The 24857-nt window shown below is 66.3% G+C and carries 12 protein-coding genes and 4 pseudogenes; 5 read left to right on the plus strand and 11 right to left on the minus strand.

Annotated features, from left to right (window positions below; all coding sequences use genetic code 11):
- Positions 1 to 98 precede the first annotated feature (98 nt).
- Complete coding sequence (otsB, locus tag F6B93_RS12695; RefSeq protein WP_211699450.1) at positions 99 to 4001, plus strand: trehalose-phosphatase; 3903 nt, start codon at positions 99 to 101, stop codon at positions 3999 to 4001.
- Between the two features lie 31 nt (positions 4002 to 4032).
- Here the strand turns inward: otsB and fdxA are convergent, their stop codons facing one another.
- The 4 genes from fdxA to F6B93_RS12715 all read right to left on the minus strand — a co-directional run bounded on the left by fdxA (position 4033) and on the right by F6B93_RS12715 (position 7778).
- Entirely contained in the window at positions 4033 to 4377 is a 345-nt protein-coding gene (gene fdxA, locus F6B93_RS12700) for a ferredoxin (protein ID WP_211695425.1), read from the minus strand.
- 79 nt (positions 4378 to 4456) lie between these two features.
- Positions 4457 to 5353, minus strand: a complete 897-nt coding sequence (locus F6B93_RS12705; protein WP_211695426.1) for a universal stress protein — start codon at positions 5351 to 5353, stop codon at positions 4457 to 4459.
- 175 nt (positions 5354 to 5528) lie between these two features.
- Positions 5529 to 7205 (minus strand): GAF domain-containing sensor histidine kinase, encoded by a 1677-nt coding sequence (locus F6B93_RS12710; protein ID WP_425518545.1) that lies wholly within the window; start codon positions 7203 to 7205, stop codon positions 5529 to 5531.
- 135 nt (positions 7206 to 7340) lie between these two features.
- A complete protein-coding gene (locus F6B93_RS12715; protein ID WP_211695428.1) occupies positions 7341 to 7778 on the minus strand; it encodes an Hsp20/alpha crystallin family protein in 438 nt (145 codons plus the stop codon).
- 165 nt (positions 7779 to 7943) lie between these two features.
- Between F6B93_RS12715 and F6B93_RS12720 the strand changes: the two genes are divergently transcribed.
- Both F6B93_RS12720 and F6B93_RS12725 read left to right on the plus strand, forming a co-directional pair.
- Complete coding sequence (locus F6B93_RS12720) at positions 7944 to 8456, plus strand: SRPBCC family protein (protein ID WP_211695429.1); 513 nt, start codon at positions 7944 to 7946, stop codon at positions 8454 to 8456.
- Entirely contained in the window at positions 8453 to 9256 is an 804-nt protein-coding gene (locus F6B93_RS12725; protein ID WP_281426085.1) for a helix-turn-helix domain-containing protein, read from the plus strand. Before F6B93_RS12720 ends, F6B93_RS12725 begins: the two co-directional genes overlap by 4 nt.
- 74 nt (positions 9257 to 9330) lie before the next feature.
- On the opposite strand, the gene F6B93_RS12730 is transcribed toward F6B93_RS12725, so the two are convergent.
- The 3 genes and pseudogenes from F6B93_RS12730 to F6B93_RS12740 form a co-directional block, all read right to left on the minus strand.
- Positions 9331 to 10104 carry an enoyl-CoA hydratase/isomerase family protein gene (locus tag F6B93_RS12730; protein WP_211695431.1) on the minus strand — a complete coding sequence of 258 codons (774 nt, stop codon included), beginning with the start codon at positions 10102 to 10104 and terminating at the stop codon, positions 9331 to 9333.
- Positions 10105 to 10190: 86 nt separating this feature from the next.
- Positions 10191 to 11216 carry a methyltransferase gene (locus F6B93_RS12735; protein ID WP_211695432.1) on the minus strand — a complete coding sequence of 342 codons (1026 nt, stop codon included), beginning with the start codon at positions 11214 to 11216 and terminating at the stop codon, positions 10191 to 10193.
- 78 nt (positions 11217 to 11294) lie between these two features.
- Positions 11295 to 11527 (minus strand): annotated as a pseudogene (locus tag F6B93_RS12740) (integrase core domain-containing protein); the annotation flags it as partial.
- Positions 11528 to 11985: 458 nt separating this feature from the next.
- Here F6B93_RS12740 and F6B93_RS12745 point away from each other — a divergent pair.
- A pseudogene (locus tag F6B93_RS12745) lies at positions 11986 to 12351 on the plus strand (PE family protein); the annotation flags it as partial.
- 173 nt (positions 12352 to 12524) lie between these two features.
- On the opposite strand, the gene F6B93_RS12750 reads toward F6B93_RS12745, so the two are convergent.
- Positions 12525 to 18380 (minus strand): PE family protein, encoded by a 5856-nt coding sequence (locus tag F6B93_RS12750; protein WP_211695434.1) that lies wholly within the window; start codon positions 18378 to 18380, stop codon positions 12525 to 12527.
- 252 nt (positions 18381 to 18632) lie between these two features.
- Here F6B93_RS12750 and F6B93_RS12755 point away from each other — a divergent pair.
- Positions 18633 to 19555: pseudogene (locus F6B93_RS12755) on the plus strand (transposase); the annotation flags it as partial.
- A gap of 353 nt (positions 19556 to 19908) precedes the next feature.
- On the opposite strand, the pseudogene F6B93_RS12760 reads toward F6B93_RS12755, so the two are convergent.
- The 3 genes and pseudogenes from F6B93_RS12760 to F6B93_RS22880 form a co-directional block, all read right to left on the minus strand.
- A pseudogene (locus F6B93_RS12760) lies at positions 19909 to 20643 on the minus strand (beta-ketoacyl [acyl carrier protein] synthase domain-containing protein).
- 357 nt (positions 20644 to 21000) lie between these two features.
- Positions 21001 to 21945: a hypothetical protein gene (locus tag F6B93_RS22875; RefSeq protein WP_246541186.1), complete on the minus strand. Its 945-nt coding sequence runs from the start codon at positions 21943 to 21945 to the stop codon at positions 21001 to 21003.
- 523 nt (positions 21946 to 22468) lie between these two features.
- A complete protein-coding gene (locus F6B93_RS22880; RefSeq protein WP_425518447.1) occupies positions 22469 to 24577 on the minus strand; it encodes a PPE family protein in 2109 nt (702 codons plus the stop codon).
- Positions 24578 to 24857: the final 280 nt, after the last annotated feature.

Here is a 24857-nt window from a genome sequence, read left to right on the forward strand (position 1 = left end):
AATGCCACCGTGACCGGTCGTGAGGCTTTAGTCCCCAATCTCATGGCCATGTGACCTTGATTGGTTGCGTAGCCGACGAATGAGGCCCGCGTTGTGGCATCGTCACCAGCGTGACCGAACAGCCCGCCACCATCGACCGGCGCTACCACGACGCGGTCATCGTCAACCTCGACGACTTGGTCACCACAATCACACCGCTCTACGCCGCCACCTTCAAGCAGCTACTCGATGAACATCTGCCCCACCGACAGTACGAGGGCAAAGCGCACGCCACGTTCACCGCTGACCCCGCCGTTCCCGAACCGCCGCCCGGTCTCACCGACGGCGCGCCACCGGTATTGACCCAACACGGGCGTCGCAGATTCCTCAGCCTGCTCGATAGTGCCGTACCCGAACTGGGTTCGACCGTCGCGCTCGCACGCCGGCTACAAGTCGCCGGTATCGGCGCCGGCGCCTACTCATCGAACCCGCACTGCCACCACATTCTCGATGCCACCAACCTGGGTGCGCTGTTCGCCGTGTGCGACGGAGGCGCGGCCACCGCTGAACCAGGGCAACCCGCCATGACCGATCCGGCCGCGTTGATCGACATGGCACGACGTCTGGCGGCCACCCCTGGCCGCTGTGTCGTCATCGCCAGCGGTGCGGCCGGTGTGCGCGCTGCCAGGACCGGCGGATTCGGCCTGGTTATCGGAGTCGACCGCAACGGCTACGCCGACACGTTGCTGTCCTGCGGCGCCGACGCCGTGGTCGCCGATCTCGCCGCGGTGACCGTGCGAGCCCATCACGCGGCCATGTCGACGCTCCCGGACGCGTTGGTGATCAACAGACAACTGAAACGATTGCTGACCGGCCGCCAGCTCGCGGTGTTCCTCGACTTCGACGGCACGCTGTCCGAGATCGTCGAACACCCTGAGGCGGCAACATTGATCGACGGCGCTGCACAAGCATTGCGCATGCTGGCGCTCCGGTGCCCGGTCGCGATCGTCAGCGGCCGCGATCTTGACGACGTCCGTCAGAGAGTCGCCATCGACGGCTTGTGGCTCGCGGGCAGTCACGGCTTCGAGGTGATGGCGCCCGACGGGAGCCACCATCAGAATCCGGCTGCCACAGCCGTTGACAGCCTGGCCGGAGCAGCAACGCGGTTGGCCGACGCCCTCGACGACGTCGCAGGCGCCCAGGTGGAGCACAAGCGGTTCGCAGTCGCCGTGCATTATCGCAACGTCGCGGACGACAAGGTCGACGCCGTCATTGCCGCAGTGCGCAACCTCGGACATGCGGAGGGCTTTCGCGTCACCACCGGCCGCAAGGTCATCGAGCTCCGGCCGGACGTGGCGTGGGACAAAGGGAAAACGGTCGACTGGATCATCGAGCAGCTCGCCGCAGCCGACCCCGACAGTGGCACCGACGACATGTTGCCGATCTACATCGGCGACGACCTTACCGATGAAGACGCCTTCGACGCCGTGCGTTTCACCGGAGTGGGTATCGTCGTGCGCCACAACGAACACGGGGACCGTCCATCGGCAGCGACCGCTAGTCTCGAATCTCCGCACGCGGTCTGCGAACTCGTGTCGTGGCTGGCCCGGCATCCGCAGACGGTCCCACCGCAGCCAGACGATGCATGGACACTGGTGTTCGAGGGCTACGACCCGCAGCAGGAGCGGCTGCGCGAATCACTCTGCGCCGTGGGCAACGGCTACCTGGGCTCACGAGGCTGCGCGCCCGAATCGTCGGCAAGCCAATCCCATTACCCGGGTACCTATGTGGCCGGGGTGTACAACGAGCTCACCGACGAAATGGCTGGCCGCACCATCGACAACGAGAGTTTGGTGAACCTTCCCAACTGGTTGCCGCTGACCTTCCGCATCGACCACGGAGCCTGGTTCGACGTCGATGAGGCCGAGCTGTTGTCCTACCGCCAGATTGTGGATGTGCGCCGCGCGACGTTGACTCGCAGCCTGCGATTCCGCGACGCGGGCGGCCGGGTGACCACGATGGTCCAGGAGCGGTTCGCGTCCATGCACCGGCCCAACATCGTGGCCATGCGGACGGCGATAACAGCCGAAAACTGGTCGGGCACCGTTGAGTTCAGATCATTGGTGGACGCGGGCGTGCGCAATGCCCTGGTGGAGCGCTATCAGCAATTGTCGAGCGAGCACCTCACCGCACCCGAAATCGAGGCGGTGCCGCCCGACACGGTGCTATTGCGAACCCGGACATCGCAATCAGGTATCGCCATCGCGGTCGCGGCCCGCAACACGCTGTGGTGCGGCGACCAGCTGCCCGACGCGCACTATCGGGTCGTCATTGACGACCACCACGGCGGCCACGATATCCAGGTGAGGCTGTCCGCAGGTCGTTCGGTCACCCTCGAAAAGGTCGCGACGATCGTCACCGGCCGCGACGCCGCGATCTCGACGCCGGGGACAAGCGCGCAGCGCTGCCTCGACGAAGCTCCTCGATATGCCGAGCTCCGCGACCAGCACGTGCGGGCGTGGGCACGCCTGTGGGAGCGGTGCGGCATCGAGCTCGACGACAACGCGGACCAGTTGCGCGTCGTGCGATTGCATTTGATGCATGTGCTGGCGACCATTTCGCCACACACCGGCGAGCTGGACGCCGGGGTGCCGGCGCGGGGATTAAACGGCGAGGCTTACCGCGGACACGTCTTCTGGGACGAGTTGTTCGTCTCCCCCGTCCTGTGCCTGCGCATGCCCACTGTGGTGCGGTCGCTGCTCGGCTACCGATACCGGCGACTGCCCGAGGCCCGCCGGGCGGCACGCCACGCGGGCCACCTGGGCGCAATGTATCCCTGGCAATCCGGAAGCGAAGGCTCCGAAGTGAGTCAACAGCTACACCTCAATCCACGGTCCGGCCGCTGGAATCCGGATCCCAGCGCCCGCGCTCATCACGTCGGACTAGCTGTTGCGTACAACGCATGGCACTACTACCAGGTCACCGGCGACCGCCAGTATCTCGTGGACTACGGAGCGGAGTTGTTGGTTGAGATCGCGCGCTTTTGGGTCGGTCTGGCCACGTTGGATGACAGCCGGGGCCGCTACACGATCCGGGGAGTGATCGGCCCTGACGAATTCCATTCTGGCTATCCCGGCAAGGAATACGACGGGATCGACAACAACGCGTACACCAACGTGATGGCGGTGTGGGTGATCCTGCGAGCAATGCAGGCACTGGACCTGCTCACGCTCACCGATCGCCTGCATCTGGTCGAGAAACTCGGGCTGACAAGCCACGAGCGCGAGCGGTGGGAGGATGTGAGCCTGCGCATGTTCGTTCCCTTCCACGACGGCGTGATCAGCCAGTTCGAAGGCTATTCCGAGCTGGCAGAACTGGATTGGGATTCCTATCGGGACCGATACGGAAACATCCAACGGCTCGACCGGATACTGGAAGCCGAAGGCGACAGCGTGAACAACTACAAGGCGTCCAAGCAGGCCGACGCTCTCATGCTGCTGTACCTGCTGTCCTCGGACGAGTTGATCGGGCTATTCGGCCGGCTCGGTTACCGTTTTGCGCCCGGCCAAATCCCGAAGACCGTCGACTACTACCTTGCGCGTACCTCGGGTGGTTCGACGCTGAGCGCTGTCGTGCATTCGTGGGTGCTGGCCCGTGCCAACCGGGGCAATGCCATGGAGTACTTCGAGCACGTGCTGCTCTCCGATATCGCCGACGTCCAGGGTGGCACGACCTCGGAAGGAATTCACCTGGCAGCGATGGCCGGTAGCATCGACCTGCTGCAGCGGTGCTTCACCGGACTGGAGGCGCGCGACGACCGCTTGGTGCTCGCCCCGCTATGGCCGGAAGCGATCGGCCCACTGGAATTTCCGTTCGTCTATCGGGGTCACCGGTTGCACCTGCGGGTCAGCGGGCGAAGCGCCGTATTGACCGCGGAAAGCGGAGACGCGGAGCCGATCGAGGTCGAATGCCGTGGCCGCGCGCAATTCCTGCGGCCCGGCCAAACTATCGAAGTGGGGTGACCGGGCACAGACTGTCGAGCCGGTCCCCCAGTCAGGTTCCCGCCGGCGGGATTGCCGCGACCAAGGGGGTGTCCGCACCGATGCGGCCCACCGCGTCGGCCCCTCCCGGCGAGCCGAGCGGTGCCTCGCGGCCCGGCAGGGCTAGCCGGAAGAAGTCCGCGTTGTCCTTGAGGTGGCGTTGCTGCTCGTCGGGCAAGTCGCCTTCCCAGTAGATCGCCCCGAGCCGACACGTCGGTTTGCACGCCCCACAATCCACGCACTCATCCGGGTTGATGTACATCGATCGGGCACCCTCGTAGATGCAGTCGACCGGGCACTCTTGCACGCAGGACTTGTCCACGACGTCGACGCATTCGCTACCGATCACATAGGTCACGGCCAGCACAGTACTGTCCTGGGCCGACGGTCGCGCCTGCAGAAAGGCCCTCTCTGGAAAGGACCAAAGACCTCTTCCGCTACCGGTGATTGGCGGCCGGGCGAACCACAATGACCGGGATCTGCACCGAACGGGCCACCGCCGAACTCACCGAACCCAGGAGCATGCCAGAGAACCCGCCGCGGCCATGGCTACCGATGACCACCAGTTGGGCCTCTTCGGAGTGCTCGATCAGCCATCGGGCTGGCTTGTCGCAGACCAAGGCTCGGCGCACGCGGACATCGGGGTACCGCTCTTCGCAACTGGCCAGCTGTTTCGAGAGGATCTCTTCACCGTGGCTCGCGCGGTCCCGCCAGTCCATTCCGACGATGTGGAACACCCCGACGTCGCTCCAGGCATGCAGGGCCACCAGCTCAACCCCACGCCGAGAGGCTTCGTCGAAGGCCAGGGCTGCCGCCGCCTGCGATACCGGCGACCCGTCGATGCCCACCAGCACCGGTGCCTGGGAGTCGGGAGCCGCGCCATTCGGGGAATGAATCACCGCCACCGGGCAATGGGAATGCTGCAGCAGCGCCGAGCTGACCGACCCCAACAGCATTCGGCCGAGTGCGCCCATCCCGTGACTGCCGACGACGACCATCCATGCATCCTCAGACGCGTCGATGAGTGTCGCGGCGACGTCGGAATAGACCATCCGGCTCTGCATCTCGGGCGGTTCCGATCCCCCGAGGCTGTCGGTGAACACCTGGCCCGCCCGCTCAATGATCTCCCGTGCGTTGTCCTTCTGCCATTCCGGCATGTCCGAATATATTTGGCCGACGGGCCAACCGACGACCACCCGGGGAACGACGTGCATCATGGTCAGCGGCAGCTGCCGCATGACCGCCTCACGCGTTGCCCAGGCCAGTGCCGTCTCCGATTGCGGTGACCCATCGATAGCGACGAGTATTCCGTATTTTGTTGTTGTCTCAGACATTTCACGCTCCTCGTTGGAACCTATGCGCGGCTTGTCGGAATGGATCTCCGGCAGATTCTCAGGGTCATCGGGCTGCACTCAACGCTATGCGACGTCCGTGGGACGCAGCAGGGACATTAGACCTCACTCGGTTTGCCATCGGTCCTGCACCGCTGTCACCTGTCCTCGACTCCCCTCACCGTAGCGGCGCCGACCAGCGCAGCAGCGTCCCACCGCCGGGCATATTCTTGAGCACGATGTAGCCGCCCATAGCCTCGGCACGCTGGCGGAGGTTTCTCAGACCACTCTCGGTGATGTCGCCGGAGATCCCGACACCGTTGTCAACTACCTCGATCCGCAGGTCGTCCTCGACGCTGATCTTGATCGATAGGTTGGTTGCGTTCGCATGCCGGACTGCGTTGCTGACGGCCTCGCGCAAGACCGCTTCCGCGTGGGTGGCCAGCGCCGAATCGACAACCGACAGCGGGCCCGTGTACTGGACCGTTGTGCGCAATCCGGGACTGGAGAATTGTTCGATCGCCTCGTCCAGCCTTTGCCGCAGCCCCGTCGAGCCCGAGTTGGCGCCGTGCAGATCGAAGATGGCGGTGCGGATCTCCTGAATTGTTTCCTGAAGGTCATCCACACAGCCGGCGAGCCGTTCTTGAATCTCACCCGAACGTGTCCGCGGAATCGTTCCCTGTAGCGCCAGCCCGACCGCGAACAGCCGTTGAATGACATGGTCGTGCAGGTCGCGAGCGATCCGGTCACGGTCGCTCAGCACGTCGAGTTCGCGCATCCGCCGCTGGGAGGTAGCGAGCTGCCAAGCGAGCGCGGCCTGATCGGCAAAGGCGGCCATCATGTCAAGTTCGCGATCGCTGAAAAACTGTTCGCCGGGGCCCCGCAGCGCCACCAGAACACCCGCGGCCGTCCCAGTGACACGCAGGGGCAGCACCATGGCGGGACCGGGCGCTCCCAAGCTGACAACCCCGAGGTCAAGGCGGTCCAGGCGCCGCGGCGTGAGGTCGCGAAATACCTCTCCAATCACCGTTCCGGTGACAGGCACGGTGGCGGTCTTGACCGACGGGGAGACCGCCCCGGCCACCTCCAGGACCAACAGGTCTTCAACCTTGGACGACGGGCATTCGCTGTCGCCGGGAACGGCCACCAGCGTCGCCGCCGCGTCCATCAACGTGAGCGCTTCGTCGGCGATGAGCCGGAATACCGCCGCCGGATCAGCACCGGCGAGCATCTGTGTCCCGATATCCCGCGTAGCCTCGATCCACGCTTCGCGCGCCCGCGACCGCTCAAACAAGCGCGCGTTCTCCACCGCGATACCCGCCGCAGCTGCCAGGGCCTGCACCAGCACCTCGTCGTCATCGCTGAACGCCTGGCCGTCTGCCTTCTCGGTGAGATAGAGATTGCCGAAGACCTCGTCACGGATGCGCACCGGAACTCCGAGGAAGGTGCGCATCGGCGGGTGGTTCGGGGGAAATCCCACCGACGCGGGGTGCTGGGAGATGTCATCCAGACGCATGGGCTTCGGGTCGTCGATCAACAACCCGAGAACGCCGCGGCCCTCCGGAAGGCGGCCGATGAGCTGGCGTGTCTCAGCGTCGACGCCCTCGGAAACGAACTCGACCAATTCGTGGTCACTGCCGCGTACCCCCAGGGCGCCATACCGCGCGTCCACCAGTTCGATCGCGGTATGCACGATGGCCCGCAGCGTATCGTCCAGCTTCAGCCCCGATGTGACGGACAAGATCGCCTCGATGAGGCCATCCAGGCGATCGCGGGCCACGACGATTTGCTCGATCCGGTCCTGGACCTCCAGCAGCAGCTCTCGTAGGCGCAGCTGCGACAGCGTTTCGCGCATCATCGGCGTACCGGAATCCGCGTTCGAGCTACCGTCGTGAGTCACCTAGCTATCGTGGCACCACGGCATGCGCTCAGCCAGCGAGGCCTGCCCCCGAGCACCCTGAACGTCTCGACGAACGAGCGCTTGACGTTGTCAGTCGGCGTTGCCGGCCTTGACACGGATGCGCCTTTCAACCGGCTTCGCTTCCGAAATCCCCACCGAAACGGTGAGAATGCCTTGGTCGTAGCTGGCTTCGATGTCGTCTTCGCGGGCGCCGACCGGAAGGGACACGGTGCGGACGAACGAGCCGTACGTGAACTCCGATCGCCCGTCGAAGTCTTTTTCTTCGCTGCGCTCAGCTTTGATGGTCAGCTGTCCGTCGTTCACCGTGAGGTCGACGTCCTCTTCGGGGTCGACACCGGGAAGTTCGGCACGGACGAGATAGCGGCCGTCTTTCATCTCATCCTCTAGCCGCATCACCCGGGTGTCGAACGCAGGACGCAGACCCGCGAACGAGGGGAATGCGTGGAACAACTCAGAGAACTCGGGAAACAGTGACACCGGCGAACGCCGAGTCGGAAGGGTGCTCATGAGGTCTCCTTGGATCTCTCGATGTGCGTTACTACCACTATCGATCTGACCATTCGACCGCAATCGGCGGTAGGGACCGAAGTCACGCGTTCGCGGGCCGTTGGTCGCGCCCTGCTTCCCTGTTAGGGAATGGCCTCGCACCCGCTGGCTGCGTACGGTCGCCGTATGGAGCTACACACGGAAATTGCAATCAACGCCCCAGCAAGCACGGCCTGGGAAGTACTTGGCACACAATTCGGGGAGATCGCTGACTGGACCGCGACCATCGGATCATCAACGCTCGAGGGCCAGCTTGGTGTCGGCGCTGTCCGCAGCTGCCAGAGCAATGGCTTCGGGCCTCTGCCCGTCGGTGCGGTAACCGAGGAGATCACTCACTTCGATAGCGAAGCAATGGAATTAGCCTACGTGGCGACTTCTGGCCTACCGCCTTTCTTGCGGGAAGCGCGCAATAGCTGGACGATCGTTCCCAACGGCGCGAGCCGGTGCGTGGCTACCAGCCACGCGAGGCTCGTCTTAGCGCCGTGGGCGCGACCGCTCGGGGCCATCGCGAGGCTGCAAGTGCGCCGACTCCTGCGGCAGGTTGGCGAAGAGCTTGCGTTCCGGGTCGAGCGCGGCGAGCCCCACCCACGAGTCGCCGCCCGCCAACAGGCGCCGGTTCCCGGTCGCTCCGGGCGGTGACAACCCAGACAAGTCCCTTCGGAACACTGCTGCGGCAGCGGCGTCGCAGCAGGGGCATGAGTCAACTGATGCTCGCGGCAGAGGCACAGACGACCCCGCGCCATATCTCCTTCCTCGAAACTGGCCGGTCACGGCCGACAGGCGCCATGGTGATCCGCCTGTGCGATGCCCTCGGGGTTCAGCTGAGAGAGCGAAACCAGCTGTTGCTCGGCGCAGGCCTTTCCCCGCACTATCCCGAGGAGCCCTTCGACGCCCCTCGCTACCGACCGGCGCGAGCAGCTATCAACCGCCTTTTGAGCGCTCACGAACCGTATGCGGCCGTCGTGCTGTCCCGAGACTGGTTGGTGATCGAAGCAAATCGGGGGGCTGAGCGGCTGTTCGGGGCCGACCTCACTGGGGTCAACATGATGACCTGGCTGTACGACCGCGGCGACCCTCACGAGACCATCGCCAACTGGCCAGAAGTGGCCAGAGCGACCGTGGCGCGCCTGCGGGCTGAAGTTGCGCAGTTCCCGCTCGACAAGAGCCTCAGCACCGCGCTGGCCGCGGTGCAGAGCTCGGTGGGAGAACTCGACTCGGCAGAAGCGACCGCGGACCTGGTGGTGTGCCCATGGTTCCGAACGCCGGACGGCATCGTGCGGACCATGGTTCTGGCCGCCCGATTCGACAACGCCGTCGACATCACACTTGCCGACCTGCGGGTAGAACTCATCTATCCGCTGGACGACGAGGCCGACGCCTTCTTCCGTGCCACCAAGAATCGACCGCCCCCGACGTCCGAGCCACTCGGCGGGCCGTGAGGATATCTGCCGGCCGCGTGACGATGGGGGTTCGCCAACGTCTGCGAGAGATGGCTAGGAGCAGTTGATTTCGGTCAGCGACCCTGCCAGTGAGGCTTGCGCTTCTCCTGCCGAGCCTGAAGACCCTCGACCACGTCCGCAGTCGCTCCGGCCACCTTGCGCATGGTCTCGCCGAACCGGACCGACTCGATCCAGCCCATATCCGCGGTTCGCCAGGCCACCTCCTTGGTGGCCCGCTGCGCCAGGGGCGCGGCCTCGGTGAGGGTCGTTGCCCAGGCGCGGGCCTCCGCCTGCAAGTCCTGGGGCTCGACCAGCTTCCACACCAGACCGATCTCGAGTGCTCGCTCGGCGCTGATTGGCTTCCCGGTGAGCAGCAACTCCATGGCGTGTGCCCAGCGCACCCGCTGGGGCAGCCGGATCGCCCCGACGATGGTCGGGATGCCGATCAACACCTCGCGAAACGAAAATGTTGCCTCGGTGCTGGCAATCACGAAGTCGCAGAACAACACCCCGGTCAATCCGTAACCAACGCACGGGCCCTGGACCGCGGCGATGGTGGGCTTGAACAACTCCATCCCACTCTCGAAGGAGTTGATCGTCGGTTTCTCCCAGAAGGTGCCGCCGAAGGTGCCGACTGCCCCTTCGCCGTCGTTGAAGTCGACTCCGGCGCAGTAGACGTTGCCGTTGGCCGTCAGGATCCCGACCCAGGCGTCCTCCTCGTCGCGGAACCGATCCCAGGCCGCGTTGAGTTCACCTCGGAGTGCCCCGTTGATGGCGTTGCGCGCCTCGGGGCGGTTCAGGGTGATGGTGGCAATGTGATCTTCCAGCTCATAGGTGACCAGGCTCATGGCTGCACCCTAGTTGGCGACCCGCGAGCCGGCGATCAGCCGTCGGCGGCTGGCCCGTGATCAGTGCTGCGGGGCTGTGCAAGTAGTCAGGCGGTCGTCGGCTTGCCAACAAGGATCTCGATCGTCTCGCTGACTCGTGCATGCGGGACGGTGGCGCTGATCACTCGATCGAGTCGAAGTCCCGCTCCGTCAAAGAGCTCACGGTACTGCTCTTCGGTCCGTTCCCAGCCGCCCGTCACGATCATCATGACCGCATCGAGCCACTTGGCAGGATGCGGCCGATCATCCTCGGGGACAACCATTTCGACAACCAGAACCTGGCCGTCGGGACCAACCGAATCGCGGCAATGGCGAAGGATTGTCTGGCTATCGTCCCAGTCCCAGTCGTGAATGACGTGTCGAAGCATGATCGTATCGGCTCGATGCTCGATGGGGGCAAAGAAGTCACCCGTCTGGAACTCGATGCGATCGAAGACCGGAGACTCTGCCAGTGCTTCCTTAGCACGTTCGACAACATGGTCCTGATCGAACAGCACTCCTTGCAGATGGTCATACTGCTGCAGAATCGGTACCAGCGTCGAACCATTGCCACCGCCAACATCCATCAATCGCTCGACGTCACCAAAGTTGAATCCGTGGACAATCCCATCGGTTTCGGCGGAATACAACGCTGTCATCGCCCGATCAAAGTTCGCAGCAAGCTTCTCGTTGTCCGCCAGATGCTCGAAGAGTTCCTGGCCAAACTCCAGCTGGTAGCCAGTCCGGCCGGTGCGCACCGAATCCGCAACCTTCCACCAGCCCTGGTCACGGGTCCAGGCGAACTGCAACGCAATGGGCAAGAGGGTCTGGGGATGATCGCTACGAAGTCGTTCGGTCTTCTCGCTGTTGCAATACTCACCGGCTTGATTGCGCGAAAAGAACCCTTCGCCAATGAGGGGCCGCAGTAGCCGCATTACCCGCTGCGCAGGGCAATCACATCGAGCGGCAAGCTCGTCGAGGGACAATGGCCCGCTGGCCAAGTGGTCGGCGATCGACAGCTCCGCCGCAGCAACCAAGCATTTGCTCCGCCAGAGGTCGAAGGTAATTGATTCGTAAACAGGATCACGGTCCATCGGCAACTCTCCGTTTCTCACTCGGATCGTTCACGGGTGTTTGTGGGTCTGACGGGGACCCGTTTGGTGGTCGAGTCGCTATGCCAATTGGGGTTGGTGGGTCGTGGTCGACTGTAGAGCGAACTGGGTGGGGGGTGAGCTCGACTTGGGCGGTGTTGCGGTCTGTTGGCGTTGTAGTCACCGCGCCAGTCCTCGATCATTACGCGGGCTTCCAGGAGCGAGTCGGACTGCCACGCGTTGAGCAGTTCATCGCGGAGCCGACCGTTGAACGACTCGACCCAGGCGTTCTGCCATGGCGACCTCGGGTGCAGCGATCACAAACGACATCACGGTCCTCCTTGGCAATTTCGGCACCCACCGTGTTGTCGCACCGGCAGTTGCCACAACATTCCCGATGTGTCGAATTCGCGTCGACACCCACCGAGGCCCCACCTCAACTTGAGCGACACGAATCCACCATCGGGACATCCCCGAGCCTTAGGTGCACTTGCGATTCACGTACCAGCCGCCAAACGCCGCGAAGAGGCTATGCGCTGCACCGTTGGACGCACCACAGAAGATAGGACAAAGCGCTTATTGGCAATTGCGAATCGCAACGTGCGACGTGGGCAAGATATGAAGAAATGCTTATTGCTCACCACGAATCGACAATCTATCAATTGATGACAACGAGCTGGATTACAGCGGGTTCGGTCATTGTCGACCCCGCTGTTTTGCGGCGGGTGTGTGCGGGCGGTGGCTGGATTGTGTGATCTGCGAGGAGATGGTGATGTCGTTTGTGGTGGCAACACCGGAGCTGGTGGCGGCTGCGGCGACGGAGTTGGCGGGTATTGAGTCAATGATCGGGGCGGCCAATGCGGCGGCGATGGCTCCGACGACGTCGGTGATGGCCGCGGCTGCTGATGAGGTGTCGATGGCGATCGCGGCATTGTTTGGTGCCCATGGTGAGGCTTATCAGGCGGTCAGCGCTCAGGGGGCGGCGTTTCATGCCCAGTTCGTGGCGGGCCTCGATCGTGCGGGCAGTGCTTATGCGGGCGCTGAAGCGCTCAACGCTTCGGCGCAGAGTATCGAGCAAGACGTGCTCGCGGTGATCAACGCGCCCACTGGGCTGCTGTTGGGCGCTTTGGTGACCGGCGCCGCTCCGCATTCGGTGGCGGCCTGTTCGGCGTTGTTGACGCGATCGAGGATCGGGCCGACTTCGGCGAGCAGTTGAAGGCCAAATCCGGAATGGTCCCGGCAGCCACCACCTGGGTGAGTGAGGCCCCAACGCGCCACACTCAGCTCAGCGCCGACGGTCCCCCATACGGTCTAGGCAGCGGGTCCGCCGGCACCGCCAGCACCGCCGTCGCCACCCACGCTGCCGACCGCGGGGTCGCCGTCGATGCCCGGGTCGCCGAGTCCGCCGCTACCGTCACCGCCATCACCGCCGGCACCGCCGCCACTGCCGTTACTGAAGGCGGAGTTGGCGCCGCCGTTACCGCCGTTGCCGCCCGTCGCGCCGTTGGCGCCAGCCCCGGTGGTGCTGGCGCCGCCGTTACCGCCGTTACCGCCGAGACCACCCCGACTGATGAAGCCGGCGTTGTCGCCGCCGTTGCCGCCGGCGGTGGCCGCGCCGGCGGCCCCGGCGACCCCGTCGCTGTCGCCGCCGTTACCGCCGTCACCGCCGTCACCGCCGACACTGTTTTTGTTGATGTTGTCGTCGCGGCCGTCAGCGGCTAGACCGCCGTCACCGCCGTCGCCGCCGGCGGTGGCCCCGAATCCACCATCACCACCATCACCGCCGCCACCGCCGAAACTGCTGGTGGAGTTGACGCCGGCGGTGCCGCCGTTGCCGCCGTTGGCGCCGTTGGCGCCGGCCCCGGTGGTGCTGGCGCCGCCGTCACCGCCGTCACCGCCGCGACCACCGATACTGGCTGTGCCGGCGTTGACGCCACCGTTACCGCCGTCGGTGGCCGCACCGGCGGCCCCGCCGACCCCGTCGCTGTCGCCGCCGTTACCGCCGTCACCACCGTCCCCGCCGCGACTGGCGCCGGTGGTGTTGTCGTCGCGGCCGTCAGCGGCCAGACCGCCGTCACCGCCGTCACCGCCGGCGGTGGCCCCGGATCCCCCGTCACCACCAGACCCGCCATCACCACCGTGACTGGTGGTGGAGTTGGCGCCGGCGGTGCCGCCCTTGCCGCCGTCGGCGCCGGCGGCGCCGGCCCCGGTGGTGCTGGCGCCGCCGTCACCGCCGTCACCGCCGCGACCACCCAGACTGAAGCCAGCGTTGGCGCCGCCGCTACCGCCATCGGCGGCCGCACCGGCGGCACCGGCCGTCCCGTCGCTGTCGCCGCCGTTACCGCCGTCACCGCCGCGACCACCGGCACTGGAGCTGTTGGTGTTGTCGTCGAGGCCGTCAGCGGCTAGACCGCCGGCCCCGCCGTTACCGCCGGCGGTGGCTCCAGATCCACCATCACCACCAGAACCACCGTCACCACCACGACTGGCGACGGAATTGGCGCCGGCGGCGCCGCCGTTGCCGCCCGCCGCCCCGTCGGCGCCGGCCCCGGTGGTACTGGCACCGCCGTCACCGCCGTCACCACCGCGACCACCTTGACTGGTGAGTCCGGCGTTGACACCGCCGTTGCCGCCGTCGCCGGCCGCGCCCGCGGCCCCGGCGACCTGGCCGCTGTCGCCGCCGTTACCGCCGTCACCGCCGCGACCACCGAAACTGTTGCCGGCGGTGTTGTCGTCGGGGCCATCAGCGCCCAGACCGCCGGCCCCGCCGTCACCGCCGGCGGTGGCCCCGGATCCCCCGTCACCACCAGAACCACCGTCACCACCGCGACTGGTGGTGGAGTTGGCGCTGGTGGCGCCGCCGTCACCGCCGGCACCGCCGCTACCACCGATACTGTCTGTGCTGGCGTTGACGCCGCCGCTGCCGCCGTGGCCGCCGCGACCGCCGCGACCGCCGTCGCCGCCGTCGCCGCCGTTACCGCCGGCACCGCCGCGACCACCGAAACTGCTGCCGTTGATGTTGTCGTCGCGGCCGTCAGCGCCCAGACCGCCGTCACCGCCGTCACCGCCGGCGGTGGCCCCGGATCCCCCGTCACCACCAGAACCACCGCCACCACCGGCACTGCCCAAGGAGCCGAAGCCGGCGGTGCCGCCCTTGCCGCCCGTCGCGCCGTCGGCGCCGGCCCCGGTGGTGCTGGCGCCGCCGTCACCGCCGTCACCGCCGCGACCACCCAGACTGAAGTCGGCGTTGGCGCCGCCGCTGCCGCCGTCGGCGGCCGCACCGGCGGCCCCGGCCGTCACGTGGCTGTCGCCGCCGTTACCGCCGTCACCCCCGTCACCACCGAAACTGTTGCCGGTGGTGTTGTCGTCGAGGCCGTCAGCGGCTAGACCGCCGGCCCCGCCGTCACCGCCGACGGTGGCCCCGAATCCACCATCACCACCAGAACCACCGCCACCACCGACACTGGCGACGGAATTGGCGCCGGCGGCGCCGCCCTTGCCGCCCGCCGCCCCGTCGGCGCCGGCCCCGGTGGTACTGGCACCGCCGTCACCGCCGTCACCACCGCGACCACCTTGACTGGTGAGTCCGGCGTTGACACCGCCGTTGCCGCCGTCGCCGGCCGCGCCCGCGGCCCCGGCGACCTGGCCGCTGTCGCCGCCGTTACCGCCGTCACCGCCGCGACCACCGAAACTGTTGCCGGCGGTGTTGTCGTCGGGGCCATCAGCGCCCAGACCGCCGGCCCCGCCGTCACCGCCGACGGTGGCCCCGAATCCACCATCACCACCAAAACCACCATCACCACCGCGACTGGTGGTGGAGTTGGCGCTGGTGGCGCCGCCGTCACCGCCGGCACCGCCGCGACCACCGATACTGTCTGTGCCGGCGTTGACACCGCCGCTGCCGCCGTGGCCGCCGCTACCGCCGCGACCGCCATCACCACCATCACCACCGTTACCGCCGGCACCGCCGGCACCGCCGCGACTGTCGCCGGTGGTGTTGTCGTCGCGGCCGTCAGCGCCCAGACCGCCGTCACCGCCGTCACCGCCGTCGGTGGCCCCGAATCCACCATCACCACCAGCACCACCGTCACCGCCGGCACTGTTGGTGGAGTTGACGCCGGCGGTGCCGCCCTTGCCGCCCGTCGCCCCGTTGCCGCCGGCCCCGGTGGTGCTGACGCCGCCATCACCGCCGTCACCGCCGCCACCGCCGATACTGAAGGCGGAGTTGGCGCCGCCGTTGCCGCCGTCGCCGCCCGTCGCGCCGTTGGCGCCGGCCCCGGTGGTGCTGACGCCGCCGTTACCGCCGTTACCGCCGAGACCGCCCCGACTGATGGCGCCGGCGTTGGCGCCGCCGTTGCCGCCGGCGGTGGCCGCGCCGGCGGCGCCGGCGACCCCGGCGCTTGTGCCGCCGTTACCGCCGTCACCACCGTCACCACCGACACTGTTGTTGGCGTTGTTGTCGCTGCCGTCCGCGGCTAGACCGCCGTCACCGCCGTCGCCGCCGGCGGTGAGCCCGAATCCACCATCACCACCATCACCGCCGCTACCGCCGAAACTGCTGACGGAGTTGACGCCGGCGCTGCCGCCCTTGCCGCCCGTCGCGCCGTTGGCGCCGGCCCCGTTGATGCCGGCGCCGCCGTCACCGCCGTCACCGCCGCGACCACCGATACTGGCTGTGCCGGCGTTGGCGCCGCCGTTGCCGCCGTCGGCGGCCGCACCGGCGGCCCCGGCGACCCCGCCGTTACCGCCGTTGCCGCCGTCACCGCCGTCACCGCCGCGACTGGCGCCGGTGGTGTTGTCGTCGCGGCCGTCAGCGCCCAGACCGCCGGCCCCGCCGTCACCGCCGGCGGTGGCTCCGAATCCGCCGTCACCGCCAGAACCGCCGTCACCACCGCGACTGGTGGTGGAGTTGGTGCCGGCGGTGCCGCCCTTGCCGCCGTCGGCGCCGTCGGCGCCGACGGCGGCCCCGGTGCCGTCGCCGCCGTCACCGCCGTCACCGCCGCGACCACCCGCACTGAAGCCGGCGTTGTCGCCGCCGCTACCGCCGTCGGCGGCCGCACCGGCGGCCCCGGCGACCCCGCCGCTGTCACCGCCGTGACCGCCGTCACCGCCGCGACCACCGACACTAGAGCCGGTGGTGTTGTCGTCAAGGCCATCAGCGGCTAGACCGCCGGCCCCACCGTCACCGCCAGCGGTGGCCCCGAATCCACCGTCACCACCAGAACCACCATCACCACCGATACTGGTGAAGGAATTGGCGCCGGCGCTGCCGCCGGTGCCGCCGCGACCGCCGATACCGCCGACTCCGGTGCTGCTGGCACCGCCACCACCGCCGTCACCGCCACGACCACCGACACTTTCGGATCCCGCGTTGTCGCCGCCGGCGCCACCATGGCCGCCGCGACCGCCGATACCGCCGTCACCGCTGACAGCACCACCATCACCGCCGACCCCGCCGCCTCCGCCGCGACCACCGACACTGGAGCCAGCGGCGCTATCAAGGCCGTTGGCGGCGGCGCCCCCGTTGCCGCCGGCCCCACCGTCGCCGACGAGCCCGCCGTCACCACCGTCGCCGCCGACACCGCCGTCGGCGCCGTTGGCGCCGATGGCATCGGCACCATTGCCGCCGGTGCCGCCGTTACCCCCGCTGGTGGGCGTCTGTCCAACTGCGCCGTCCGCACCGCCAACGCCACCGCCACTCCCACCGGCCCCGCCAGCCCCGGGGTTTCCACCATTGCCGCCGTCACCGCCGCGACCAGAGTTGATGACAAAGGTGCTGTCGCCGTCGGCCCCGTTACCGCCGCGACCACCGACGCCACCCGAACCACCCGCGCCACCAGTACCGGACGACTCCCGCCCACCGTTACCGCCAGCCCCACCGGCCCCACCGTCGCCCCCGTCGGTGCCAGCCGCCCCCGGCGTAGCGCCGTCACTGCCGGCAGCACCGGCACCACCGTTGCCCCCGGCCCCACCGTCGCCGACGAGCCCGCCGTCACCACCGTCGCCGCCGGCACCTGCAATGGCGCCGGCGAGGCCATCGGCACCGTTGCCGCCGGTGCCGCCGTTACCGCCGGCTATGGGAGTCTGTCCACCTGGTCCGTCCGCACCGCCAAAGGCACCGCCACGCCCACCGGCCCCGCCCGCCCCCGGGTCTCCACCATTGCCGCCGTCGCCGCCGCGACCAGCATTGATGGTCATGTCGCCGGCGGCGCCGCTACCGCCGTTACCACCGACACCACCCGAACCACCCGCGCCACCATCACCGAACAACCGCCCACCGTAACCGCCGGCCCCACCGGCCCCACCGTTGCTCCCGTCAGTGCCGGCCGCCCCCAGCGTAGCGCCGCTAATGCCCGCGGCGCCGGCACCGCCGGCCCCACCCACTCCGCCGTTGCCGATCAACATCGCGCTACCACCGCTACCACCGCTACCACCGCTACCCGCAAAGGCACCGGTACCTCCAGCGCCGCCGGCCCCGCCATCGCCATAGAACAACCCGCCGCGGCCACCAACACCACCGGCACCACCCACCCCACCTCCGGCCCCACCGACCCCGCCATGGCCGAACAACCCCACCGCTGCCCCACCAGCCCCACCAGCCCCACCAGCGCTACCAGCGCCACCAATGGTGCCCGAACCGCCGGCCCCACCACGACCACCATTGCCCATCAGCCACCCACCAGCCCCACCAGCCCCACCAGCCTGCCCAGGCGCCCCGGAACCACCAGCCCCGCCATTACCCCACAAAATCCCACCGTCCCCGCCGTTAGCACCCGTACCCGGGGCACCATTGGCACCGTTGCCAATCAACGGGCGCCCCAACAGCAGGCCAGTGGGCGCGTTGATCACCGCGAGCACGTCTTGCTCCACGCTTTGCGCCGACGCGTTGAGCGCTTCAGCGCCCGCATAAGCACTGCCCGCACGATCGAGGCCCGCCACGAACTGGGCATGAAACGCCGCCGCCTGAGCGCTGACCGCCTGATAAGCCTCACCATGGGCACCAAACAATGCCGCGATCGCCGCCGACACCTCATCAGCAGCCGCGGCCACCACCGTCGTCGTCGGAGCCATCACCGCCGCATTGGCCGCCCCGATCATCGATTCAATACCCGCCAACTCCGTCGCCGCAGCCGCCACCAGCTCCGGTGTTGCCACCACAAACGACATCACCATCTCCTCGCAGATCACACAATTCAGCGACCGCCCGCACACCCGCCGCAAAACAGCGGGGTCGACAGCGACCGAACCAGCTGTAATCCAGCTCGTTGTCATCAATTGGTACATTGTCGATTCGTGGTGAGCTATCAGCGTTTCGTCATATCTTGCTCACGTCGCGCGTTGCGATTCGCAATCGTCAATAAGCGCTTTGTTCTATCTTTTGTGGTGCGTCCCGCGGTGCAACGCATGGCGGTGGCTTAGGAAGCCGGGCCGACCGGTTCCGTTGTGTATCGGGCGTTGACCGATGCAGGGGTTCGATGTGAGGTCGTCGCACCATCGACAGTGCACAAGCCGTCCGGTGATCGAGTGAAGACCGATTCCGGGATGGGCTGCATCTTTGCCGGCTGTTGTGGCTTGATGAGATCACCTCGGTGGCGATCCCAAGCGTGGATCAGCAAGCGGCCCCTGACCCGGTGCGGTGCAACCGCGAGGATGCCCGAGGCGGACTTGATGAGAGCGCGGCATCGACTCTGCACGGTGCTACTGCGCCACGACATCGTCTACTACGGTGGGGCAGCGTGGACCGGCACTCACCATCGGTGGCTGCGTAGCGACGCGGCAACGCAGTTGACGTCATTGGCAACACGGATGGCCTTCGATGCCGACGACGACCACGGGCTGACGATGCAGGCCCGGCGTGGGCGCCTGGACTCAGCGATCGAGGACATGGCCGATAGTAAGTTCACCTCGATCATGCGCACAGTGTGCTGCCTACGGGGTGTGAGCACGTTGACCGGATTCGCGTTGGCGTCGAGATCGGCGACTGGAATCGTTTCACCGGCAACACGATTGGTTTGTTTGTGGGGTTGGTGCCCTCCGAATACTCATCAGGTTCCTCGCGGGCGCAAGGGACGATCACCAAGACCTGCAACACTCATGTCCACCGGCTGCTCGTCGAGGCGGCCTGCGATCACCGCCCCCGGCTATCACGTGGGCGCGGTGATGCGTGCGCGATGGAACCAGGCCGCCGCGGTGCCCGCGCCCGCGGCGATGACCGCAACCGTCGCCTGCACCGCGGGTGGGTGGGTTTCCTCGAACGCCGCAAGCGGCCGACAGTGGCTAACGTTGCGATCGCCCGCGAGCGTGCCGGCTGGTGCTGGTCGCTGGCGGTCATGGAGGACTGATCGCCCACCTGATCTGCTTCCTCCTCAAATCTCCTGGTGGCAGCGCGTGGATCGAGTCGCGACACACCTATGAGCAGACCCCCGGCGGTTGCCACTCGACCCTAGACAAGCGGGGACGATCCAGCCGAAACCCCTTCTTGCGGTAGCCAACCCGCGTATATCAGCCAGACCGCGCTTCGCCAACCGACACGCTCACCAACGCAGACTCGCCGAGGAAGTCTGAAGCGGCTCAGGCCCCATAAATGTCTTGTTCAAGCCTCTCGTCAACCAACGCACTGTTCAGAAGCTCGACAACCTCCGCTGTCGGAGTCCACTGACGTTTGCAATCCATGACTCCATCGTCGGTCATGCTTTCACCTCTCCGCGGACGCACCGAAAGTCTTGCACCGCCGGTCGGGAGCCAGCATGTGCGCCCGAGAAAAGCCGATCATGGTCCCCAGGCTGATCATGACGTTCGCGCCGCCGGCCAGCACAAGGGCGCACTCGCCAAAACGCAGCGCTTCTCAAGCCTGATGGACCGCCACCGACGACGAGCTGCACGCCGTATCGACCGTGACCGCCGGACGCAACAGCCCCAACCGGTGACTGATCCGGCCCGCTCCCGCGGCAGCCGACGTCCCAATAGCCATGTACGAATCGATCTCGGCGCAACTCAGCTCATCCGACATAATGCCGAGGTAGTCATGTGTCGTCAGACCCAGGTGCACACCGGTCTGGGTGTTCGCCAAAGCCATTGGCGCGGTGCCCAAATGCGCCAACGCCTGCCACGCCGTCGCGAGCAGTGGTCGATGCTGCGGGTCCATCGACATAACCTCGTGCGTCGGCAGCCCGAAGAACGGCGCGTCGAATCCCGTTACGTCCTCGATGAAGCCTGCCCGCCGGGTCGCAATCTTCCCCAGCACCTCCGGATCCGGGTCGAAGAATTCCTGGACATCCCACCCCCTGCTGCGGTATTCGAAATACCGCATTCCCCTTTAGCGCAACACATCCCAGAATTCGTCCGCATCGGCGGCACCCGGGAAGCGCACTGTGGAGCCGACTATCGCAACATCCGATGCCCGCTCCATCGGATCTTCGGCGGTTGCCATGCGGTTGCCCTCGCCAGCTCCCTAGCCACGGCCGGCGCAGATTCGATCCAGCGCGCCGGCCTTTCGGCGCCGGGGCCATGATGGCTCCGAACCAAGTCTTGGGCCGCACACTGCACACAACGGACCAGACCTAAGGGCACTCTGCTGGCGCTGCTGCGGCGACGGGCACCCCATCGGGTGGTGTGGTGGCAACCGCCACACCTGCGCTGTCGTTGGCCGAGCCGCGTTGTCCTGCCGCGCCGGCCAGCACCGGGTCGGGCGCCACCCGCCCGACCCGGCAACACCGACGCCGCGGTGGCGATCTGGACGCCCCGCCGTGCCCCAGCAGCACATGGCGGTCTGCCACGATCTGACCTGCTATGGCGTGGTGCCGTGGAACAACAACCCTGCGAGCCTGTGACCGACGTTTCTAAAGCCAGAGACCAGGCTGGTATCGGCGAACGGGAGGGTGCCCAGGTTACTGAAGCCCGAGACGGCGCTGCCGAGGTTCGAGAACCCTGAGGAGGCTGCGCCGGAGTTTTGATAGCCCGAGCCGAACGAGAACCCGGTGGGATTCGAGTTGAACATGCCCGACAGGCCCGAGCCGTTGTTGCCGAAGCCCGAACTGCTGCCGGTGCCGGTATTGAAGAAGCCCGACGACGGAGTGCTACTCGAGTTGAAGAAGCCCGGCGTCGGCGGGACGACCAAGCTCGCGATGGTGGTGGCGGGCAAGGAAATGGCGGGAGTGGTGAACCCGGGGATGGTCAACGCACCGACACCGAGGCCGGGGATGGTCAACGATGGCGTCGTAATCTCCGGAACCCCGACTTGCGGCAACGTGAACTCACCGACACCGATACCCGGGATAGTCAACGACGGCGTCGTAATCTCCGGAACCCCGACTTGCGGCAACGTGAACTCACCGACACCGATACCCGGGATGGCCAACGACGGCGTCGTAATCTCCGGAACCCCGACTTGCGGCAACGTGAACTCACCGACACCGATACCCGGGATGGCCAACGACGGCGTCGTAATCTCCGGAACCCCGACTTGCGGCAACGTGAACTCACCGACACCGATACCCGGGATGGCCAACGACGGCGTCGTAATCTCCGGAACCCCGACTTGCGGCAACGTGAACTCACCGACACCGATACCCGGGATGGCCAACGACGGCGTCGTAATCTCCGGAACCCCGACTTGCGGCAACGTGAACTCACCGACACCGATACCCGGGATGGCCAACGACGGCGTCGTAATCTCCGGAACCCCGACTTGCGGCAACGTGAACTCACCGACACCGATACCCGGGATGGCCACCGAGGGAATCCTAACGAAACTTAATTCCCATCCGGGCGTGTTAAAGGTGCTGATAGAGATGGGTGAAATGGTCACCGGTGGGAATAGAAGATCTGGGACGACTACGTCTACGTCCGGGAAAGAGAACTCGCCGACCGTTATGGAGGGAATACTAAACCCGGGGATTGTGCCGCCGGGCAGCCCGATTTCACTGATGGTGAGTCTGGGGAAAGTGAACGAGCCCAAGTGGCCCCCTGCAATGGAAGGTCCCGAGACATTAACAAATGGCTGGAGGGAGACATTCATCACGAAGGATTGACCAGCAAGGCCACCGTGCAAAAGAACTATGGGCAACGGGAGCAAACCACCCGGCCCCAAAAAAGTAATATTTCCCGTTACTATTTCGGGAAACGCAAAACCCGAAAACTCTACCTTAGGTGTAGTGAAGTTGTTGAGATTGATGTCGGGAAAAGATATGTTGGGCACAGTAAGACCGGGCAACTTAAACGATTGCACTCCTCCCTCGAAGCTGAGCGTAAACGATTCAACGCCAAACCCACCCGTAGTGATTTCGGGCGTGGTAAATGCACCCACAATTCCCTCGCCTATTTCCAACCCCGGTGGAATTGATATTGCGGGAGTCACTATTTCGGGCAAGCTGAACCCGCCGATGCGGATATCCGCCGGCGTCGTCGCCGCCGGAAGCGTCAGCGACGGCAGCGTGATCTCCGGCAAGCCGAACCCGCCGATGCGGATATCCGCCGGCGTCGTCGCCGCCGGAAGCGTCAGCGACGGCAGCGTGATCTCCGGCAAGCCGAACCCGCCGATGCGGATATCCGCCGGCGTCGTCGCCGCCGGAAGCGTCAGCGACGGCAGCGTGATCTCCGGCAAGCCGAACCCGCCGATGCGGATATCCGCCGGCGTCGTCGCCGCCGGAAGCGTCAGCGACGGCAGCGTGATCTCCGCAAGCCAACCGCCGATGCGGATATCCGCCGGCGTCGCGCCGCCCGGAAGTAGCGACCGGCAGCGTGATCTCCGGCAAGCCGAACCCGCCGATGCGGATATCCGCCGGCGTCGTCGCCGCCGGAAGCGTCAGCGACGGCAGCGTGATCTCCGGCAAGCCGAACCCGCCGATGCGGATATCCGCCGGCGTCGTCGCCGCCGGAAGCGTCAGCGACGGTAGCGTGATTGCAGGCAGATCGAAGCCAGGGATGCTGATGTCAGCTATCACCATCGAGGGTAGGGTGATATCGGGTGTTCTGATCGCGAACGTGAGGCCGCCCTCGCCAGTGCCCGTCCAGAATAACCCGTTATTCATGTCGCCCGCGTTGAAGGCACCGGTGTTGATATTGCCTGAATTCAACAGCCCGGTGTTGGTGTCACCGATGTTGAGGTGACCCGTGTTAGACGAGCCCGGGTTTACATCGCCCGTGTTGTAGCTACCGGTGTTCATGCTTCCCGTGTTCGCGTCGCCCACGTTAAGACTGCCGGTGTTGAACGAGCCCGCATTCAAGAAGCCGGTGTTCGCCTCTCCGGTGTTCCACCAGCCCGTGTTGTAGCTGCCCGAGTTCCCGATACCAAAGTTTCCGTTGCCGGAGTTGAAGAAGCCGATATTCCCGCTGCCCGAATTAAACAACCCGATATTGTTGGCGCCAGAATTCAGGCCGCCGATGCCGACTTGATTGTTACCGGTCAACCCAATACCAATATTGTTGCTGCCGATGTTCGCCAAGCCGACGTTCCCGCTCCCGATGTTCGCAAAGCCGAGGTTCCCGCTCCCGGTGTTCGCAAATCCCAGGTTGGAAATGCCAAGGTTACCCGGACCCAAGTTGAAGCTCCCCAAGTTTCCGGAACCGACATTGCTGCCGCCGAAGTTACCGAAACCGACATTGTTACTGCCAAGGCTGCCGTTGCCGAAGTTGAGGAAGCCGACGTTTCCGCTGCCCACATTGCCGAAGCCCACGTTGGCCAGGCCCAGGGTAACGGCAAGGGTCCTGGTCGGGGCGGCCGCCGCCGCGACCGCCGCCGCCGGATCCGCGATGGAGCTGGCCGCAGCCGCGCTTCTCACGGCCGCGCCGGCCACGGGCGCGCTGGCAACCACGCTGGCTAGCTGGCCCGGCAGGCCCGCCAGGTGCTGCAGCGGCTGTGCAAACGGCGCCAGCTGCGAGACGACCGCCGAAGCCTCCACATGGTAGCCAGACATCGCGGCCACATCCTGCGCCCACATCTGCTCGTAGACGGCCTCAGCAGCTGCGATAGCCGGGGCGTTTTGCCCAAACAGATTTGACAGGACCAGCGACACCAGCTGGGAACGGTTGGCCGCGATCATCGCCGGATTCACCATTGCCACCAGCACCGTTTCAAACGCACCCGTCATCGTGCGGGCCTGCAGGGCCGTTCGCTCGGCCTGGGACGCCGCTGCATTGAGCCATCCCTCGTACGGGGCCGCCGCCGCCGCCATCGCCGCCGCTGCTGAACCCTGCCACACCTCCCCCGCCAGCCCAAAGGTTAGCGACCTAAAGGAACTCGCCGCCGACGCCAATTCGGCAGCCACCCCATACCAGGCCGCCGCCGCCGCCAGCATCGGTCCGGTGCCTGCACCCGCCAAGATCCTGGCTGAGTTGATCTCGGGTGGCAATACCGAAAAATTCAACGTCCCATCCCCTTCTCCCCTTCTCGTCACGCGGTCTTTGCCGCGCGGCTGTCCGCCTGCACGCGCAGCAAGACTGCGGGGTCGACAGCGACCGAACCAGCTGCAATCCAGCTCGTTGTTATCAACAAGTACAGTGTCGATTCGTGGTGCGCTATAAGCGTTTCGTCATATCTTGCCCACGTCGCACGTTGCGATTCGCAATTGTCAATAAGCGTTTTGTCCTACCCTTTTTTGTGCGTCCCGCGGTGCAGCGCATGGCCTCTTCGCGGCGTTTACCTTT

The organism is Mycobacterium spongiae (genome assembly GCF_018278905.1).
Lineage (GTDB): Bacteria > Actinomycetota > Actinomycetes > Mycobacteriales > Mycobacteriaceae > Mycobacterium > Mycobacterium spongiae.

Excerpts from the sequence above, each read along its gene's own strand:
- F6B93_RS12715 (WP_211695428.1), bottom strand. The coding sequence starts at position 7,778 with ATGAGCACCCTTCCGACTCGGCGTTCGCCGGTGTCACTGTTTCCCGAG.
- F6B93_RS12730 (WP_211695431.1), bottom strand. The coding sequence starts at position 10,104 with ATGAGCCTGGTCACCTATGAGCTGGAAGATCACATTGCCACCATCACC.
- F6B93_RS12735 (WP_211695432.1), bottom strand. The coding sequence starts at position 11,216 with ATGGACCGTGATCCTGTTTACGAATCAATTACCTTCGACCTCTGGCGG.
- F6B93_RS12720 (WP_211695429.1), top strand. The coding sequence starts at position 7,944 with ATGGAGCTACACACGGAAATTGCAATCAACGCCCCAGCAAGCACGGCC.
- F6B93_RS12710 (WP_425518545.1), bottom strand. The coding sequence starts at position 7,205 with ATGCGCGAAACGCTGTCGCAGCTGCGCCTACGAGAGCTGCTGCTGGAG.
- F6B93_RS12705 (WP_211695426.1), bottom strand. The coding sequence starts at position 5,353 with ATGTCTGAGACAACAACAAAATACGGAATACTCGTCGCTATCGATGGG.
- F6B93_RS12750 (WP_211695434.1), bottom strand. The coding sequence starts at position 18,380 with ATGTCGTTTGTGGTGGCAACACCGGAGCTGGTGGCGGCTGCGGCGACG.